Consider the following 17,624-nt stretch of genomic DNA (forward strand, 5'->3'; position numbering starts at 1 on the left):
GATGATTTCCCAGGACTGGATACCCACCGATCCCATGCTTCTTTACGTTACACTCGGAACCAACGATCTCTATCGCGCCCGGCATTTCTATGATGCCGTTCTGCCGGTGCTCGGCTACCGGCGCCAGCGCTATTCGGAGGAGGAGATCGGCTATGCCGCCGATGGCGACACACGCTGCCGCTTCTGGGTCGTAACCCCCTTCAACAGGCGCCGGGCGACGAATGGCAACGGCTCCATGGTCGCCTTCGAGGCGGAAACGCGGGCGGCGGTCGATGCCTTCCATGCGGCAGCAATTGCTGCCGGCGCTATCGATGAAGGCGAGCCGGGACTGCGCTCCTATCACGCGCATTTCTACGCAGCCTATGTCAGGGATCTCGACGGCAACAAGTTATGCGCCGTCTGCGAGAAGGCCGAAGAGCCGCCCTTTATTTGACCGGCTGCTGCTCGGCGTTGATCGTCGGCGGCACGCGCTTGACGCGGTGGCCGGACACGGAAGCCCCAGCGTCCTTGGCCATGCGGGCAAAGGGGATGGTGGCAATGATAGTCAGGCCGGCGATGACGAAGAAGGCGATGTGGAAATCGATGACCTGCAGCTCTGCCCCGCGGAAATAGATCGAGGTTTCCAGAATCGAGGCGGCAAGGGCAACACCGAGCGCCAGGCTGATCTGCTGCATCACCGAGGCCATGGATGTCGCCTGGCTTGCCTGCGCATCGTCGATATCCGCAAAGGCCAGCGCATTGACGCCGGTGAACATGAAGGAGCGGGAGAAGCCGCCAACCAGCAGCACGCCGATGATGACAAGATGTGGCGTCTCCGGCGTGAAGAGGCCGGTAACAGCGGTCACGACCGTCGTCACCGCACCGGCGCAGAGAAGCGTGGTGCGGAAGCCGATCGCCTTATAGACGCGCCGAGCGATGAACTTCGTGGTGATGGCGCCGATCGCGCCGGCAAACGTAATGAGGCCTGATTGAAAGGGCGTAAGGCCAAATCCGAGCTGCAGCATCAGCGGCGTCAAAAACGGCATGGCGCCGACACAGATGCGAAACAGCGTGCCGCCGCTCGTCGAGGCGCGGAAGGTCGAATTCTTGAACAGGTTGAGGTCGAGGATCGGCGTCGGGTAGCGCCTGGCGTGGCGCACATAGAGCACGCCGCAGAGGATGCCGATGGCGGTGGCCGCAATACCGATGATCGGGGGCAGGGCCGGAAGGCTGACGACCGAGAGGCCGAAGACGACGCCAGCCGCCGCTAGGCTGGTCAGGATAAAACCGTTGAAATCGAGCTTCGGCGGAGCCGTCGCCTCTATTTCCGGCAGGTAGATTGTCGCAAGCCACACGCCGATGATGCCGACAGGCACGTTGATCAGGAAGATCCAGTGCCAGCTGAAATAGGTGGTGATGAAGCCGCCAAGCGGCGGGCCGGCAAGCGGGCCGACAAGGGCCGGGATCGTCAAGAGCGCCATGGCTGAGACCAGTTCGCTCTTTTGCGTCGTCCGCACCAGCACCAGACGCCCGACAGGCGTCATCATCGCGCCGCCCATGCCCTGCAGGAAGCGCGCAAAGACGAATTCGATGAGATTGGAGGAGAAGGCGCAGAAGATGGAGCCGACGACGAAAACACAGATCGCCAGCCGGAAGATATTCTTTGCGCCGAACCGGTCCGCCATCCAGCCGCTGATCGGAATGAACACCGCAAGCGCCACCATATAAGAGGTCAGCGCCAGTTTCAGCGTGATCGGTCCGACATGCAGATCGGCCGCAATCGCTGGCAAGGCCGTCGCGATTACAGTCGAGTCCATCTGTTCCATGAAGAGAGCAACGGCAAGGATCAGCGGGACGATGCGGTTCATAGGCGAATGCCTTGATGGATGCGGATGGGGCTTGGGAAGCCCGTGCTGTGTAGTCCCAGTTACGGGCTGTGCCAATCCCTCAATCGGGTTCCATTACACGTTTGGATCACGACTGCGTGAGACGACTTGCCCGACACTTTCGCCTCTCAAGATTGACATATGCTTACCCGGCCGGGGCCAGAAATCCTGTATCAAATCCGGCTGGAATATCGGGGGTCGTGCGGCGACGCACCGCACAGTGTCGAGGATGGATATATGACGATTCTTCATGGAATAAAGCGACGCGCGCTTTTTGCCGCAGGCCTCGGTCTGCTCGCCGCGCCGGTCATCCTGAGAGGAACGGCCTATGCGGCCGCAACTGGAGAAACAGGCAATATGGAAGTTACCCCGCAGCCGCAGATCAATCAGTTCAAGCTCGGCTCCTTCAAATTCACTGCCGTCCGCGACGGTTTCAACGTGCTCGAAAAGCCCTATGAGACCTTCGGTTCCAATCAGGATCCGCAGACCGTCCAGGCGCTTCTCGCCGCCAATTTCCTGCCGACCGACAAGTTCGCAAACAGCTATGCGCCTGCGGTAGTGGATACGGGTTCCGACGTCATCGTCGTCGATACCGGCTTCGGTGCGGCCGGCCGCGAACGCGGCTTGGGCCAGTTCACCGCCGGGCTGAAGGCGGCAGGTTATTCACCTGACGACGTCACCGTCGTGGCCCTGACGCACCTGCACGGGGACCATATTGGCGGTCTGATGGAAGGTGGTGCTCCGGCCTTCAAGAATGCCCGCTATGTCATCGGCCAGGCCGAATATGATTTCTGGTCGGACAAGGCGCGTGAAGGTACGCCGGCCGAAGGCGGCCACAAGGCGGTGCTTGCCAATGTCGTGCCGCTCGCCGAAAAGGCGACCTTCGTCAAGGAAGGTGATGCGATCGCGCCCGGTCTGACCGCGATGCTCGCAACCGGCCACACGCCCGGCCACATGGTCTTTCATGTCGAATCCGAAGGCAAACGGCTGCTCATGACGGGTGATACGGCAAACCATTACATCCTGTCGCTGCAGCGGCCGGACTGGGAAGTACGCTTCGACATGGACAAGGCGCAGGCGGCCGCAACCCGCAAAAAGGTGTTCGACATGATCGCCACCGACAAGATCGCCTTCCTGGGCTATCACATGCCGTTCCCGTCGGTCGGTTTTGTCGAGAAGCAGGAGACGGGTTACCGCTTCGTGCCGAAGACCTATCAGTTCGACATTTGAACGAGACGCATGGCTGCCATACCGAGCCCGGCTATCAGCCGGGCTCTTTTGCTATTTCCTTCCTGTCATAGACGTGTTACCAGCCCTCGCCAACTTCCATAAACTCATGCACACCGCCGGTGCGGACGATTCGTACCGGGTGGAACGCATTTTTCTTTCTTGAAGGAATTTGGCCATGGCTCGCATCATTGAAACGCCAACCGGACTCGACGCACTCACCTTCGATGACGTGCTGCTGCAACCCGGTCATTCCGAAGTCCTGCCGGGTCAGACGAGTGTCGCAACGCGCCTCGCACCCGACTTCGAGCTGAATATCCCGATCATATCAGCAGCGATGGACACGGTGACCGAGGGCCGTCTGGCGATCGCGATGGCGCAGGCCGGCGGCCTTGGCGTCATTCACAAGAACCTTACCCCCGTCGAGCAGGCCGAGCAGGTTCGTCAGGTCAAGAAGTTCGAAAGCGGCATGGTCGTCAATCCCGTGACCATCGGCCCGGACGCTACGCTCGCCGATGCCCTGGCGCTGATGAAGATGCACGGCATCTCCGGCATCCCGGTCGTCGAGAAAACGGGCCGCCTCGTCGGCATCGTCACCAACCGTGACGTCCGCTTTGCATCCGACCCGACCCAGAAGATCTACGAACTCATGACCCATCAGAATCTGGTGACGGTCAAGGAAAACGTCGATCAGCAGGAGGCCAAGCGGCTGCTGCACTCTCACCGCATCGAGAAACTGCTGGTCGTCGATGGTGAGGGTCGTTGCGTCGGTCTGATCACCGTCAAGGATATCGAAAAGGCGCAGCTGAACCCGAACGCCTCCAAGGATGCGCAGGGCCGCCTGCGTGCTGCCGCTGCCGTCGGCGTCGGTGACGATGGTTTCGAGCGTGCCGAACGGCTGATCGATGCCGGCGTCGACCTGCTCGTCGTCGATACGGCCCATGGTCATTCGGCTCGCGTTCTGGAAGCTGTCGCCCGTGTCAAGAAGCTCTCCAATTCGGTGCGCATCATGGCCGGCAATGTCGCGACCTATGACGGCACCAAGGCGCTGATCGATTCCGGCGCTGACGCCGTCAAGGTCGGTATCGGCCCGGGCTCGATCTGCACGACGCGTGTCGTCGCCGGCGTCGGCGTTCCGCAGCTTGCTGCGATCATGTCGGCGGTCGAGGCGGCGAATGCGCAGGGCATTCCGGTCATCGCCGATGGCGGCATCAAGTTCTCGGGCGATGTGGCCAAGGCCATCGCGTCCGGTGCTTCTGCCGTCATGATCGGCTCGCTGCTTGCCGGTACCGATGAAAGCCCGGGCGAGGTCTATCTCTATCAGGGGCGTTCCTTCAAAGCCTATCGCGGCATGGGTTCCGTCGGCGCCATGGCGCGCGGTTCAGCAGACCGCTACTTCCAGGCGGAAGTGCGCGACACGCTGAAGCTCGTGCCTGAGGGCATCGAAGGTCAGGTTCCCTACAAGGGCCCGGTCTCCGGCGTCTTGCATCAGCTCGCAGGCGGCCTCAAGGCTGCCATGGGCTATGTCGGCGGCAAGGACATCAAGGAGTTCCAGGAGCGCGCCACCTTCGTGCGCATCTCCAGCGCCGGCCTGCGCGAAAGCCATCCGCATGATGTGACGATCACCCGTGAAAGCCCGAACTATCCGGGCGTCGGCGTCTAATCATGGAAGCGGGCAGCCGGGTTCCGCTCTGGATCATCGCGCTGCTCGCAGTCCTCTGCCTCATCGTCCTCGGCTGGACCACCTTCGGCTACACCGTGCCCTTCGAGCATGAGACGGGGCAGGCGGTGCTAGACACCTATTTTGTAGGCTATGACGAGTCCGCTGTCTTCCATATGGAGACGTTGCTCGATCAGAACGTGACGGCAAGCCACATTCTCCGGGCCATGTATTTCGGCCCGGAGCTCATCTTTCCGGCTCTGCTGACAGCCCTTCTGTTCGTGATTTTTCTGCGGCTTGGCCCGATCGAGACATGGCGCGGCCGGCAGGCGCCCCGCCTGCTCGGCCGGATTGTTTACGTCCTGCCATTCATTTACGGCTTCGCCGATTACGCAGAAAACATCTCAAGCCTCGTTGCCTTCAGCGACAGTGGTGCGGCAGGCTTTGCCGCGCAGATCCTGCCGTGGATGACGAAGCTGAAATTTGCAAGCCTTGCCATCTGCGCCATTCTGATCGTGAGAGGCGCAATTCTCCACCAAACGCGCGAAAACTGAGTGCTCACTGTGGCCAGCGCCATGCCGGGTGTGAAAGTTTCGCCGCAAGGAAATCTCCGAGTGCTTCCACCTTCGCCGGCCGGGCGCGAGCCGATGGCGTGACGAAATAAAGCGCGCCTTTCGGCAGGGTCCAGTCGGTCAGGATCGCTTTCAGACGCCCATCGGCGAGATATTCGTAAGCCATGAATTCCGGCAGTTCGACGATGCCGAGGCCGCGTAGGGCCATCGGGATCAAGGCCTCCGAATTGGTGGCCCTCAGTGGTCCGGTCGGCACCACGATCTCCTCTTCCCCTGCCTTGTTGCTGAAGCGCCAGATATCCTGCCGCGGCCGGTAAGCGTAGCCGAGGCAATGATGGGCCGCGAGGTCTCGCGGATGCCGTGGACAGCCATATCTTTCGAGATAGGAGGGGGCTGCGAGAATGAAGGGCGCGACTGGCACCAGCCGTTTCGCCACGAGGGAGGAATCAGGCAGCACCGCGATGCGCAGTGCCGCATCGAAGCCTTCGCCCACGAGATCGACCACGGCATCGCTCATATGCATGTCGATGGAGATATCGGGATAGAGCTCGAAGAAATCGGGCAGGATCGGCGCCAGCCATTGCCGCCCGAAGACCATCGGCACGGCGAGACGGATCAGCCCGCGGGGCTGGGTGGAAAGTTCGCGCGCCGCATTCTCGGCCGCTTCCGCCTCCGCATAGATGCGCTGGGCGCGGTCAACGAGCCGCAGCCCGAAATCGGTGAGTGCCAGCTGCCGGGAGGTGCGGTTGAAGAGCCGCGCCCCGAGCCGGTCCTCCAGCCGGCTGATCGCCCGCGACACTGTTGGCACGGAAACCCCGAGCGTCTTGGCCGCGCGGGCGAAGGAGCGCTCCTCCGCCACCTTGGCGAACACGGCGAGGCCCTCGAAATCCGGAAAACCCATCATTTCATTCCTGCAATGATACCTTTCATTTCTTTCTATTCAGAAACGAAAGGTCCGTCCACATCTTCAGTTCGGTCGCACAGAACAGGAGACGACGACAATGAACCAGACACTGAATGGGACACGGAGACTGAACGGAAAGATCGCGGTTATCACGGGCGCTACTTCAGGCATCGGCCTTGCCACCGCAAAGCGCTTCGCAGCCGAAGGCGCACGCCTCTTCATCACCGGCCGCCGCAAGGATGTGCTTGATGCAGCCGTTGCCGAAATCGGCGGCGATGTCACCGGCATCCAGGCCGACTCGGCAAAGCTTGCCGATCTCGACCGCCTCTTTGAGCAGGTGAAGGCAGAGGCCGGCCGCATCGACGTACTCTTCGTCAATGCCGGTGGCGGCTCATTTGCGCCGCTCGGCGCAATCACCGAAGAACAGTATGACGATACCTTTGGGCGCAATGTGAAGGGCGTGCTCTTTACGGTGCAGAAGGCGCTGCCGCTGCTCGACAAGGGTTCCTCTGTCATCCTGACCGGCTCCACGGCGGGGGTTTCAGGCACGCCGGCCTTCAGCGTCTATGCTGCCTCCAAGGCAGCGATCCGCAATTTCTCCCGCAACTGGATCCTCGACCTGAAGGACCGCGGCATCCGCATTAACACGCTGAGCCCTGGTCCGACCGAAACGACAGGCCTCGTTGAACTCGCGGGCCAGGACAAGGCACAGCAGCAGGGCCTGCTGGACTATATGGCATCACAGGTCCCGATGGGTCGCGTCGGCCGCCCGGAAGAAATCGCCGCAACGGCTCTATTCCTCGCGACAGAAGATTCGAGCTTCATCACCGGTGCCGAAATCTTCGTCGACGGCGGTATCGCCCAGGTCTGACCCTGAAGACGGCCCGCTCCACGGCGGGCCGTCATGGCTCTGGTATTTGTCCGGTCTCTCCGCTACTGCTCCCGCCGTCGCCGAAGTGAGAGGAATGATTGATGACCGGCTTTGAGATGTTCTGGCCTCTGCTTGCCCACGCCCTGTTGGTCTACATCCTTTACGGAGTGCTTGGTCTGCGCCGTGGCAAGGCGGTTCGTGAGGGGCGGATGAAGAAATCTGGCTATCGCGAGAACCGCGACGAACCGCCCGAATGCCTTTTCGTCAAGAACAGCCTCGCCAACCAGTTCGAGCTGCCGGTGCTCTTCTATGCCTGCAGCATTCTTCTTTATATCACCGAGGCGGATAATCTGGTGTCCGTCGTGCTTGCCTGGCTTTTCGTCGTCCTGCGATATGCTCATGCCTATGTGCATGTCACCAGCAACGATCTGCGCTATCGCAGCCCGCTTTTTGCTGCCGGTTTTGTCGTGCTGGGGGCCATGTGGGCCTGGCTTGCCGGCTGGATGCTGTTCTCCTGATCCAGGCGATTCCCTCCAGCTAGGCTGGTAACATAGTTTTGTTCCTAGGTTATCGGCTGCTGACCTATGTTCCCCCTTACCGATTGGGCATGGGATGGGAACAGAGGAGGATTGTCATGGAAAAGCCCGTCATTACGCAGGCAATGATCAATGCCTATGATGAATATACGCACCTGACGCTGGATCGCCGCGGCTTCATGGACAAGCTGACGAAGCTTGCCGGCTCGGCAACCGCTGCCGCGGCAATCGCTCCGCTGCTGGCCGCCAACAAGGCAGCCGCCGAGGTCGTCGCCGAAAATGACGATCGCCTGACCGGTAAGGATATTACCTATCCTGGCAGCGGCGGTGACATGAAGGGTTATCTGGTACAGCCGAAGAATGCGTCCGGCAAGCTCGGCGCCGTCATCGTCATCCACGAGAACCGCGGCCTCAATCCGCATATCCGTGATGTCGCCCGCCGCATGGCGCTCGAAGGTTTCGTGGCGCTCGCGCCGGATTTCCTTTCGCCGCAGGGTGGCACGCCTGAGAATGAGGATCAGGCGCGTGACATGTTCAGCAAGCTCGATGCGGCCACGACCGTCGCGAACGGCGAGGCGACCGTCGTCTACCTCTCCAAGCTCGAGGCTGCGAACGGCAATGTCGGCGCGATCGGCTTTTGCTGGGGCGGCGGCGCGGTCAACAACCTCGCGGTCAAGTCGCCCGAGCTGAAGGCAGGCGTGGCCTATTACGGCGCACAGCCGCCGGCCTCTGACGTTCCCAACATCAAGGCGGCGCTGCTGCTCCACTATGCCGGCCTCGATGATCGCATCAATGCTGGCATCGACGCTTACAAGAAGGCGCTCGAGGAGAATGGTAAAAAATTTGAGATCTACGTCTATGAGGGGGTCAACCACGCCTTCAACAACGACACGTCCGCTGCCCGTTATGACAAGGCGGCAGCCGATCTCGCCTGGGGCCGCACGGTCGAGTTTCTGAAGCAGAACCTCGCCTGACCAGGCCTGGAGACTGTGCCGCAAGGCAAAAAAGGCAGGCTAACAAGTGCTCAGCCGGCCTTGCTGAATGAAGTGTTAAGACTGCCTTTTGCACAGGCCAAAACGGGGCGTAACGCCCCTTTGCCCCTGCGCTCTTGCCATTGCTTAAAATCCGACCATTTCCCTTTACGACGGATGAATACCTGCATGTCATATCGGCCCGACGCGCCGGTATGACACATCATTTCCGCCGCTCAATAACGAGACAGATGGGAACCACATGGGCGCGGACATTTCGGATCGTATTGCTCTTCGCAGGAAGCCGAAACAGGAGCGAAGCATCCAGCGGCTGGATCTCATCCTCAACGCCGCAGCCACCATCATCGCCGAAAAGGGCGTCAGCGCCATGCGGATGACCGAGCTTGCCGTCGCCGCAAAAGTTCCGATCGGTTCGGTCTATCAGTATTTCCCGGAAAAGGCGGCGATTGTCAAAGCGCTGTTCGACCGCCATGCGCAGGCGATCCAGCAGAAGACGGCGGAGATGTTCGCGGATGTTCGGTCCTTCGATGAAGCGCTCGACCTGATCTCGGCGATGATCGACTGGTACTATGCCGAATACCGCAACGATGCCGCCTATCTCGGCGTCTGGATGGGCACGGAGACAGACCAGGATCTCCTGCGCCTGAACATCGAGCATAGCGGCCAGGTCGCCGAGATCTTCCAGGAGGCTGTGCGTCGTCTGTCGCCGGAACTCTGCAATGAGCAGATGAAAGCGCGCACTTACCTTTTCAGCCACCTGATCGGCGCGGCGATCCGCCTTGCTGTGCTGAGCGAAGATGGCGAGCGCATCCTCGACGAATGGAAGCGCGTGATCCGCGCCTCCCTATTTGCTCCGACGTCCGCTTCGGCAGCTTGAGACCATCTACCAGCTCGGCATCATGCTCGCCGCAGCCTTGAGCCGCGGATAGTGGCGGGCGTAGCCTGTCTTCCCATCCTGCTCCAGCCCATCTTCGATGACGGTCGGCGTGATGTTGTCGAGGCAGGCGGTGATATGCGCCGTAATCGCGTTCATCAGCGACAGCGAAACGCCGGGTCGCTTCATGATGCCGATCTGCACCGGCGGCAGTGCCGGGAAACCGTCTGCCTGGCTCAACACCTTCATCCCTGTGCGGAGTGCCGATTCCGGCATGATCGAAACCGCCATGCCGGCGAGCACGGCCGAAGCGACCACGGTGCAGGACCAGCTCGTGAACAGGATCTGATATTCACGGCCGACGGCATCGAGTGCCGAACAGGCGAGCTGGCGCCACTGGCAATCGCGCCGGCCGACGGCAAGCGGCACCGGCGCATCGTCGCGGATCGGATGGTTGGCGGAACTCACCCAGCAGAGCGGTTCTGTTCGCACCACATCCGAAATGCGCTCGCGCGGATTGTGGGTGACAAGTGCGATATCGAGCTCGCCCTTGTGCATACGTTCGGCGAGATCCACCGAAGGCTCGCAGACGATATAGAGTTCGACATTCGGATGCGTCTTGGCAAAGCGACCGATGATCTCGGGCATATAGCGGTCGGCATAATCGTCGGGCGTGCCGATGCGCAAAGTGCCTTCCAGCCTGTTGTCGTCGAAGGCGGCGATCGCCTCATTGTTCAGGCGGATGATACGGCGGGCATAATTGAGCAGCTTTTCGCCCTCGACTGTCAGCCGGTTGCCGCGGCCGTCCTTGATGAAGAGCTGCTTGCCGATGCGTTCTTCCAGGCGCCGCATCTGCATGGAGACGGCGGACTGTGTCTTGTAGACCTTGTCGGCCGCCTTGGTGAAGCTGCCGGAATCCACGATTGCGATGAAGGTCTGCAGCTGGTCGATATCAAGAGGCGCCGCCATGATCTTGTCCATCCATAAAGATCTCTGATGTTAATCATTAGAAACATTCGTTGGACTGATCAATAGGTCTTTGGCATCTTCGGGATGCAAATCAAGCAAAGTGAAGGACAGACACCCTGCCTGTCCAACCTGTGACCAGCTTTGCCCTTCCTGCACGACCTCGCAGGCGGGGTGGGCTGTTCTGCGCCCCGAAGAAAGGAGAGTTCGATGCGCACTCATGAACAGACACTAGAACTCGACTGCGGCAAGCTCGCCCCGACGTTCATGCAGCGTCTTATGGCTGGCCTTGCGCCGCTGGCGACCGCCCTTCGCATTGTGCGCAATCGCTCGCAGGTGAATGGGCTGCATGAGCTCGATGACAATCAGTTGCGGGATATCGGCCTGTCGCGGGCCGATGTGACCTCCGCGTTCCTCGCTTCGACCTTCTTTGAAGATCCGTCGGAGCACCTGACGCAGGCGGCCAAGCGCCGCCACCTGCTCGCGATCATGCGCCCCTACAGGGACTGATCGCACGTTTTTCCCCGCAGGGTGATAGCCAATAGCCCTGCTGCTTAACCCGGTGATCGGCTTTCCCAAGCCATCTCCGGGTTTTTTTATTTCTTGCCCGTTGTAGAGGGGCCAATGGGAGCGGTATCTTCGGGGGAGGGCGCAGATTTGGGCCGATAGGCCTCGAAGATGGCTTCAAGGCTCTTCTGATAGTTCTTCTGTACTTCGAGACCACTGTCGAACATGGCGTTCAGCATCTCGGTATAGCTGTCATTTTCGGCTTTCGGCTCCTCCTTCGGCGGCTCCGGAGCCTTTGCCGCCGGCTGCTGAAGCCCTGCCATCATCTCCTGGAATGCCTTGGCAAAGGGATTGTCGAGGAAAGGGTTGACGGGTTGCGGCTGAGGCGTCGGCTTCGGCACGCTGAACATCAGCTGCATGGCCTGGGTGAACGGATTATCGAAAATGCTGGGTTCGGGTGCCGCCTTCGGCTTCGGCGCAAAGCCGGTGCTCTCAAGCCATTTCTGGATCGTCTCGCCCATGGCGGTATTGACGAAGGGATTGACCGGTGTCGCCATCTGCCCCATCGATTGCTTGAACAACCCGCCCATCAGCGTGCCGGCCATGACCGGCAGCATCTGCTTGTAGATTTCCTGGCCGATGCCAGTCATCTGCGCCGCCTGTGCGGCAATGGCGCGTGAGACCTCCTTGGAGCCGAAAAGCTGGGCGAGGATATTGTTGCCGTCGGAAATGCCTTCAGGGGTAAAGGCCTTGCTCATGTCCTCGAAATATTTGGCATAATTGCCCGACGCCACGGCCTGCATAAGGCCGACGAAATCATAAGGGTTGCTGGTGCTGCGCTTGAGGCCGGCGGAAAAGGCCGGCGTCAGCGCGGCCATCGCCTTCGTTGCCTGTTCCTGCGCGAGGTTGAATTGCTTGGCAACGGCATCCATCGCCGCCCCGTTCTGCGCCTGCATCATCATGTCGAAGAGTGGCAGCATGAAAGTCCCTTTCCCGAATAGCGGCGCATATTCGCGCCACTATAGCTCGAAATGGGATTGCGCAAACGGCTTTTTGGAAGGGGCGGCTTGCCTCTTAGTATTGATATTCCTGGAAGACCGGCTCGACCGAGCCGTTCCAGCGGCCGTGATAGAGCGCCAACAGATCCTCGGCGAGCGTCGCCTTCTTGGCCAGAACCTCGTCGAGTGGTGCCAGGAAGATGCTCTCGTCGACGCCGTCGCCATTCAGCCTGTTGCGCGCCTTGAGGCCGGCGCGGGAAATATTGACGACCTCACGCGCCGTGTCGATCAGCGCATGTCCGCGGAACTCGGCCTTGAGACCTTCCTCCGGCACCGCGTTGCGCAGTGCATTCACTTCGGCAAAGCCCCAGTCCTTGGTCAGTTCGTCGGCGGCCTGGAGAGCGGCGTCATCATAGAGCAGGCCGACCCAGAAGGCCGGCAGGGCACAGATGCGGCGCCACGGGCCGCCATCCGCGCCGCGCATTTCCAGGAACCGCTTCAGGCGCACATCCGGGAAAAGCGTAGAAAGATGGTTCGTCCAGTCGCCCATCGTCGGCTCATAGGCAGTGATCTCGCCTTTCAGCGCGCCGTTCATGAACTGGCGGAAGGTGACATGGGTCGCTCTGTGATAGTGCCCGTCGCGCATAACGAAATACATGGGGACGTCGAGCGCCCATTCGGCATAATCCTTGAAGCCGAAATCGTCGCGGAAGGTGAAGTCCAGAAGGCCGCTGCGCCTGTTGTCCACGTCGCGCCAGACATCGCCGCGCCAGGAGAGCATGCCGTTGGGTTTGCTTTCGGTGAAGGGAGAGGAGGCGAAGAGCGCGGTCGCCAGCGACTGCAGCTTCATCGAAACGCGCATCTTGCGGCGCATATCGTCTTCTGAGGAGAAATCGAGGTTCACCTGGATCGTGCAGGTGCGATACATCATGTCGAGACCGCGGCTGCCGACGTCGGGCATGTAGCTGGTCATGATCTCGTAGCGCGACTTCGGCATATGCGGGGTTTCCGCATAGGCCCATGTCGGGCTGCCGCCGATGCCGAGGAAACCGATGCCCATGGGCTCTGCGATCTCGCGCACCTGCGCCAGATGCTGGTTGGATTCCTTGCAGGTCTGGTGAATGTTTTCGAGTGGCGCTCCCGAGAGCTCGAATTGGCCGCCGGGCTCGATCGAGATGGCGCCCATGCCATTCTGCTCGCCAAGGCCGATGATATTGTCGCCGTCCGTGATTGGTTCCCAGCCGCTCTTGGCCTGCAGGCCCTTCAGCAGCGCCGAAATGCTGGCTTCGCCGAAATAGGGAACCGGGCTGTTGTCTTTGCGGAAGAAGACGAACTTCTCATGTTCCGTGCCGATGCGGAACCGGTCCTTCGGCTTATTGCCGGCGGCAAGATAGTCGGTCAGCTCCTGAACCGAAGAGATCGGCGTCTGGTCGGTGGTGTCGCGAGCCATGAAAGTACCTGTATTCGGGAAGGCGCCGGGGCCGGGGCAATTGGAAGGGTGATTAGTGCCCAAGCCAGCTAAGTTGCAAGTGAAATTCTTTCAATATGTCATCAAAAAAATAGCGGCACTTTCCTTTCGATCGGCCTTCGGCAGTTAATTCCAGTCGCCGATGGCAGCCTGTATCACTGCCATAGCCGCGACCGCTGCCGTGTCGGCGCGCAGGATGCGCGGCCCAAGGGGGATAGCGGTTACGAAATCGAGGCTGCGCAGGCGCGTTCGTTCCTCCTCCGAAAAGCCGCCTTCAGGGCCGACCAGCAGCGCAATCTTCCGTTCGGTCACCTTAGAAAGCAGCGGCAGCGGGTTCTGTCCTGCGTCGCCCTCATCGCAATAGATGATGCGCCGGTCCGCAGGCCAGCGGTCGAGCAGATCGGCAAGCCGCACGGGCTCGGCCACATCGGGAATGCCGAGGATGCCGCACTGTTCCGCCGCTTCGATGACATTGGCGCGGATCTTGTCGAGATTGGTGATCTTGCCTTGCACATGCTGGGTCATGACCGGCTGCAAAAAGCCGGCGCCCATTTCCACCGCCTTCTGCACCAGATAATCCATGCGGCCGACCTTCAGCGGCGCAAAGAGATAGTGCAGGTCGGATGGGGCAGGCTGCGGCCGGGTCTCTTCGGTCGCCGTGAGCAGGATGCGCTTGCGGGTCGGGAAGGAGAGGCTCGCCTTCCATTCGCCGTCGCGGCCGTTGAAGAGCAGAATTTCCGCACCCTCTTCCATGCGCAGGACATTGGCGAGATAGTTGAACTGCTCCGAATTGGCCTCGACGGCGGCACCTTTTGACAAGGGAACATTGATGAAAAGCCGCTGCATGCGGAAATTGGCGCGCATTCTGAGACCCTGAATCACATGAAGAGCGCGAACATAGCCCAATAAATCACCGCCGCAAGCGCGGCCGAGACCGGCACGGTGATGACCCACGCCCCGACGATCGTCATGAAATGCGACCGGCGGACCAGATAACGCCGGCGGGCTTCATGAACATTCGGCTCCGGCTCGTCGATCTCGAAGCTTTCCGCCTTGCGGCGTATGAATTCGATACGGCGCTTCGAATTGCGCGTGTACCACTCGCGGAAAAAGCCGACGCCGAACACCGAGCCGACGGCGATATGGGTGGTACTGACCGGCAGACCGAGCCAGGAGGCGACGATGACCGTGAAGGCGGTCGACAGCGCTACGCAATAGGCGCGCGTCGGATTGAGCTTGGTGATCTCCTCACCGACGAGCCGGATAAGGCGCGGCCCGAAAAGCAGAAGGCCGACCGAAATTCCAAAAGCGCCGATCAGCATCACCCAGAGCGGCGGGTGGCCGATATTGCTGTTGTCGGCGATACCGGCCGAGTGAACGATCGCCGAAAGCGGACCGACCGCATTGGAGACATCGTTTGCGCCATGCGCGAAAGAGAGCAGGGCGGCCGAGCCGATCAGCGGAAAGTGGAACAGTGTGCGAAGCGAGCTGTTGCGGTTTTCGAGATTCTCTGCCTGCTGCAGGATGACTGGCCGCACCACGAGCCAACTGACGAGACCGATCCCGATGCCGATCAGGAGGATCGTCAGCGACGAGTATCGGCCCCGCGGCGCGAGCTGCAGCACCATATAGGCCATGAAACCGCCGGCCATCACGGCGATCATGATGGGTACCCATTGTCTGGCGGCGGCGATCTTGTCCTCGCGATAGACGATGAGGGTCTTCACCAGATAGAGGAGCCCCGCGGCGACCAGCCCGCCGATCAACGGCGAGGTTATCCAGCTCGCGGTGATTTCCAGCATGACTCGCCAATTGACCGGCTCGAATCCGACCGCTCCCACGCCGGCACCGATCACGGCGCCGACGATCGCATGCGTCGTCGAGACCGGCGCATTCATCCAGGTGGCGAGGTTGATCCAGAGTGCGGCGGCCGTGAGGGCCGCCATCATGATCCAGCCGAGTGTTGCCGGCGGCACCTGCACCGTATCGATGATACTGGAGGAAATCGTCTTGACGACCTCGCCACCGGCAATCGTCGCGCCCAGCACCTCGAAGATCGCGGCGATGATGAGCGCCTGCTTCATGGTGATGGCGCGCGCCCCGACGGCCGCGCCCACATTGTTGGTCACGTCGTTGGCGCCGATATTCATCGCCATGTAGGCGGCAAGTGCTGCAGCCGCAATCACCAGCACCGCGCCGGGCCTGTCGAACACATAGACACCGGCAAAAAGCATCGCCAGGCCGAGAAAGATCAAGCCAAGCCCAGGCGCCACCAGCCGTCGCGAGACATATTTGGCCGCATCCTCGACATGGGTGACCTTGTCGAGATCCTTATCAAGCGTGCGTTTCGTAAGGACGGCGTTGCGTTGCGGCATTCTGTTTCCCGGCTAAACCCTGCTTTTGCGCCGCCTTTTCTAGCGGCACAAGATGGCAAGACTTATTCCGCCGGAATTTGTTTCGGAATGCCGCCAGAAAGCTTTTCAGCCATGCGCCGTTTAAAGGCGAGGAACAGGTTACGCAGTTCGGCTTCCTGGACGCGCTTGACCGCTTCGTCGCAGGAAACCCACTCGACGGTCCGCTCGCCTTTTTCTTTGAAATTCTTCGCCACACCAGTCACTTCGAGGGCATAGACCTGAACCTTGCAGGTCACCTTCATGCCGTCGCGCAAAACCTTGGCGTAGGTATAGTCGCCGAGCGTTTCGGTCTCCACCGTGCCGCGTACGCCAGCCTCTTCCAGGGCTTCCTGTGCCGCAACTTCATAGGCGCATTTGCGGTTCATCGGCCATCCCTTGGGGATCACCCACCGCCCGGTATCGCGGCTGGTCATCAGCAGAACTTCGAGCTCACCCGTCTTCTTTTTGACCCGATAACAGAGCGCAGCATACTGCTGTCGCGGCGGACGCCGAAACATGAGTTGCACATCAGAAGCCAGGCGGGCAAGAAGGGTCAATTGTCGGGTCACCTTTACGATTGTTAAGCTGAGTCGTTATTATATTAGTATGGTATGAAAAGCTTGCGCGATCCATACGTGCAAAACGAACCGAAAAACTATTTTATCCACTGTACATAGGAAAAATCGAGGCCAGGCAGGTTCGGAAATCTCGCCATTTCCTGTCCCGAATGCGTCGTTTTGCACAGCTGTACAATATGGCTCGACCTTGCATTTCATTCAATGGCGAGATCTTCTGATCCACTGCGATTTTCTACAATGTGGTAACTATGCGACTCCCACCCCTCAACGCGATCCGCGCCTTTGAAACTGTCTGTCGTCACGGCAGCATTTTGAAGGCGGCCGAAGAGCTGGGCGTGGTGCGTGGCGCCGTCCGCCAGCAGATATCGACACTCGAAGATCACCTGGGCAGCAAGCTCTTCGTGCGTGACGGCCGCAAGCTGGTTCCGACCGAGAAGGCAAGTGCCTTTGCCGAGGCCGCCGGTGCTGCCCTGACCATATTGAAACGCGCCGCCGATGAATTCGAAGAGGCGGGCAGGCAGCGTATCCGCCTTGGCGTGCCCTCGGCTTTCGCCATCTGGTGGCTGATGCCGCGCGCAGCCGACATGCAGGCAAACCTTGGCGATATTGAGGTCGATATCGTGCCGATGACGGTGGTCGAGCCGCTCTCGCAGCATCCGGATTTCGATGCGGTCATCATGGGCGGTGAGATCAGGTCGTCGGCCGGCACTACCGAGACGCGCTTCATGGAGGATGAGTTCGGCCCGGTCGCGACACCGGCGATCGCCGCCAGACTAGCGGGCGATGTCGCGGCGCTGGCGGAGTCCAGCATCCTCGTCAGCCGCAGCGCGCCGACGCTCTGGGCCGAATGGTTTGCCGAAAGCGGCCTGCCCCCGGTCGCCTTTTCCAGGCGCCGCGAGTTCGAGGATCTGCTTCTGGCGGTGGGCGCGGCCCGCGCCGGCCTCGGGATCGCGCTGGCGCCGAAAGCCTCGATTGAGGACGATCTCGCCCGCAATATTCTCGCCGCCCCCTACGGCTTCATCCGCCGCCCGGCCGGCTACAGCCTCTGCTGCCGTACTGCGGATGCGAAACGGCCAGCCTTCGCGGCGCTCCGCAACTGGCTGCTGCGCTCGGGCGGCGCGTCCTGAAAGGGCAGTTTTTCTGCCCTTTCATCAGAAATATCTCCATGCCCGCTCTATCTTTGCCTCGCTAGAACAGAGGGGAACGAAAGGGC

At 60.7% G+C, this 17,624-nt stretch carries 18 protein-coding genes; 10 read left to right on the plus strand and 8 right to left on the minus strand.

The window, feature by feature from the left end:
- Positions 1–34: 34 nt before the first annotated feature.
- Entirely contained in the window at positions 35–433 is a 399-nt protein-coding gene (locus tag AC1DM5_RS28265) for a VOC family protein (RefSeq protein ID WP_477819178.1), read from the plus strand.
- Here AC1DM5_RS28265 and AC1DM5_RS28270 read toward each other — a convergent pair.
- Entirely contained in the window at positions 426–1,847 is a 1,422-nt protein-coding gene (locus tag AC1DM5_RS28270; protein WP_477819179.1) for a DHA2 family efflux MFS transporter permease subunit, read from the minus strand. The two genes, AC1DM5_RS28265 and AC1DM5_RS28270, sit on opposite strands and share 8 nt — an antisense overlap.
- A 255-nt stretch (positions 1,848–2,102) precedes the next feature.
- Here AC1DM5_RS28270 and AC1DM5_RS28275 point away from each other — a divergent pair, with 255 nt between their 5' ends.
- From AC1DM5_RS28275 to AC1DM5_RS28285, 3 genes are all read left to right on the plus strand, one after another.
- Positions 2,103–3,095 carry an MBL fold metallo-hydrolase gene (locus tag AC1DM5_RS28275; protein ID WP_477819180.1) on the plus strand — a complete coding sequence of 331 codons (993 nt, stop codon included), beginning with the start codon at positions 2,103–2,105 and terminating at the stop codon, positions 3,093–3,095.
- Between the two features lie 175 nt (positions 3,096–3,270).
- Complete coding sequence (gene guaB, locus AC1DM5_RS28280; protein WP_477976266.1) at positions 3,271–4,755, plus strand: IMP dehydrogenase; 1,485 nt, start codon at positions 3,271–3,273, stop codon at positions 4,753–4,755.
- Positions 4,756–4,757: 2 nt separating this feature from the next.
- On the plus strand, positions 4,758–5,306 hold the full coding sequence (locus tag AC1DM5_RS28285; protein WP_477819182.1) for a hypothetical protein: 549 nt from the start codon (positions 4,758–4,760) through the stop codon (positions 5,304–5,306).
- Positions 5,307–5,310: 4 nt separating this feature from the next.
- Here AC1DM5_RS28285 and AC1DM5_RS28290 read toward each other — a convergent pair whose 3' ends face one another.
- Positions 5,311–6,228, minus strand: a complete 918-nt coding sequence (locus AC1DM5_RS28290) for a LysR family transcriptional regulator (protein WP_477976268.1) — start codon at positions 6,226–6,228, stop codon at positions 5,311–5,313.
- A gap of 97 nt (positions 6,229–6,325) precedes the next feature.
- Here AC1DM5_RS28290 and AC1DM5_RS28295 point away from each other — a divergent pair, with 97 nt between their 5' ends.
- The 4 genes from AC1DM5_RS28295 to AC1DM5_RS28310 all read left to right on the plus strand — a co-directional run bounded on the left by AC1DM5_RS28295 (position 6,326) and on the right by AC1DM5_RS28310 (position 9,504).
- Complete coding sequence (locus tag AC1DM5_RS28295; RefSeq protein WP_477819184.1) at positions 6,326–7,099, plus strand: SDR family NAD(P)-dependent oxidoreductase; 774 nt, start codon at positions 6,326–6,328, stop codon at positions 7,097–7,099.
- Between the two features lie 101 nt (positions 7,100–7,200).
- A complete protein-coding gene (locus tag AC1DM5_RS28300; RefSeq protein WP_477819185.1) occupies positions 7,201–7,617 on the plus strand; it encodes an MAPEG family protein in 417 nt (138 codons plus the stop codon).
- 116 nt (positions 7,618–7,733) lie between these two features.
- Complete coding sequence (locus tag AC1DM5_RS28305; protein WP_477819186.1) at positions 7,734–8,609, plus strand: dienelactone hydrolase family protein; 876 nt, start codon at positions 7,734–7,736, stop codon at positions 8,607–8,609.
- A 259-nt stretch (positions 8,610–8,868) separates the two neighbouring features.
- Complete coding sequence (locus AC1DM5_RS28310; protein WP_477819187.1) at positions 8,869–9,504, plus strand: TetR/AcrR family transcriptional regulator; 636 nt, start codon at positions 8,869–8,871, stop codon at positions 9,502–9,504.
- A gap of 6 nt (positions 9,505–9,510) precedes the next feature.
- On the opposite strand, the gene AC1DM5_RS28315 is transcribed toward AC1DM5_RS28310, so the two are convergent.
- Complete coding sequence (locus AC1DM5_RS28315; protein WP_477819188.1) at positions 9,511–10,470, minus strand: LysR substrate-binding domain-containing protein; 960 nt, start codon at positions 10,468–10,470, stop codon at positions 9,511–9,513.
- A 207-nt stretch (positions 10,471–10,677) separates the two neighbouring features.
- Between AC1DM5_RS28315 and AC1DM5_RS28320 the strand changes: the two genes are divergently transcribed.
- Complete coding sequence (locus tag AC1DM5_RS28320; protein WP_477819189.1) at positions 10,678–10,977, plus strand: YjiS-like domain-containing protein; 300 nt, start codon at positions 10,678–10,680, stop codon at positions 10,975–10,977.
- 86 nt (positions 10,978–11,063) lie between these two features.
- Here AC1DM5_RS28320 and AC1DM5_RS28325 read toward each other — a convergent pair whose 3' ends face one another.
- The 5 genes from AC1DM5_RS28325 to AC1DM5_RS28345 all read right to left on the minus strand — a co-directional run bounded on the left by AC1DM5_RS28325 (position 11,064) and on the right by AC1DM5_RS28345 (position 16,390).
- Positions 11,064–11,954: a DUF937 domain-containing protein gene (locus tag AC1DM5_RS28325; RefSeq protein WP_477819190.1), complete on the minus strand. Its 891-nt coding sequence runs from the start codon at positions 11,952–11,954 to the stop codon at positions 11,064–11,066.
- Between the two features lie 94 nt (positions 11,955–12,048).
- Positions 12,049–13,422, minus strand: coding sequence for a glutamate--cysteine ligase (locus AC1DM5_RS28330; RefSeq protein ID WP_477819191.1), 1,374 nt, complete (start codon positions 13,420–13,422; stop codon positions 12,049–12,051).
- Between the two features lie 144 nt (positions 13,423–13,566).
- Positions 13,567–14,304 (minus strand): 16S rRNA (uracil(1498)-N(3))-methyltransferase, encoded by a 738-nt coding sequence (locus AC1DM5_RS28335; RefSeq protein ID WP_477976270.1) that lies wholly within the window; start codon positions 14,302–14,304, stop codon positions 13,567–13,569.
- Positions 14,305–14,318: 14 nt separating this feature from the next.
- A complete protein-coding gene (locus tag AC1DM5_RS28340) occupies positions 14,319–15,815 on the minus strand; it encodes an inorganic phosphate transporter (protein WP_477819193.1) in 1,497 nt (498 codons plus the stop codon).
- 62 nt (positions 15,816–15,877) lie between these two features.
- Complete coding sequence (locus tag AC1DM5_RS28345) at positions 15,878–16,390, minus strand: NUDIX hydrolase (protein ID WP_477819194.1); 513 nt, start codon at positions 16,388–16,390, stop codon at positions 15,878–15,880.
- A gap of 269 nt (positions 16,391–16,659) precedes the next feature.
- Here AC1DM5_RS28345 and AC1DM5_RS28350 point away from each other — a divergent pair, with 269 nt between their 5' ends.
- Positions 16,660–17,538 carry a LysR substrate-binding domain-containing protein gene (locus AC1DM5_RS28350; protein ID WP_477976272.1) on the plus strand — a complete coding sequence of 293 codons (879 nt, stop codon included), beginning with the start codon at positions 16,660–16,662 and terminating at the stop codon, positions 17,536–17,538.
- Positions 17,539–17,624 lie beyond the last annotated feature (86 nt).

It is taken from the genome of Rhizobium sp. 01T437 (assembly GCF_056398505.1).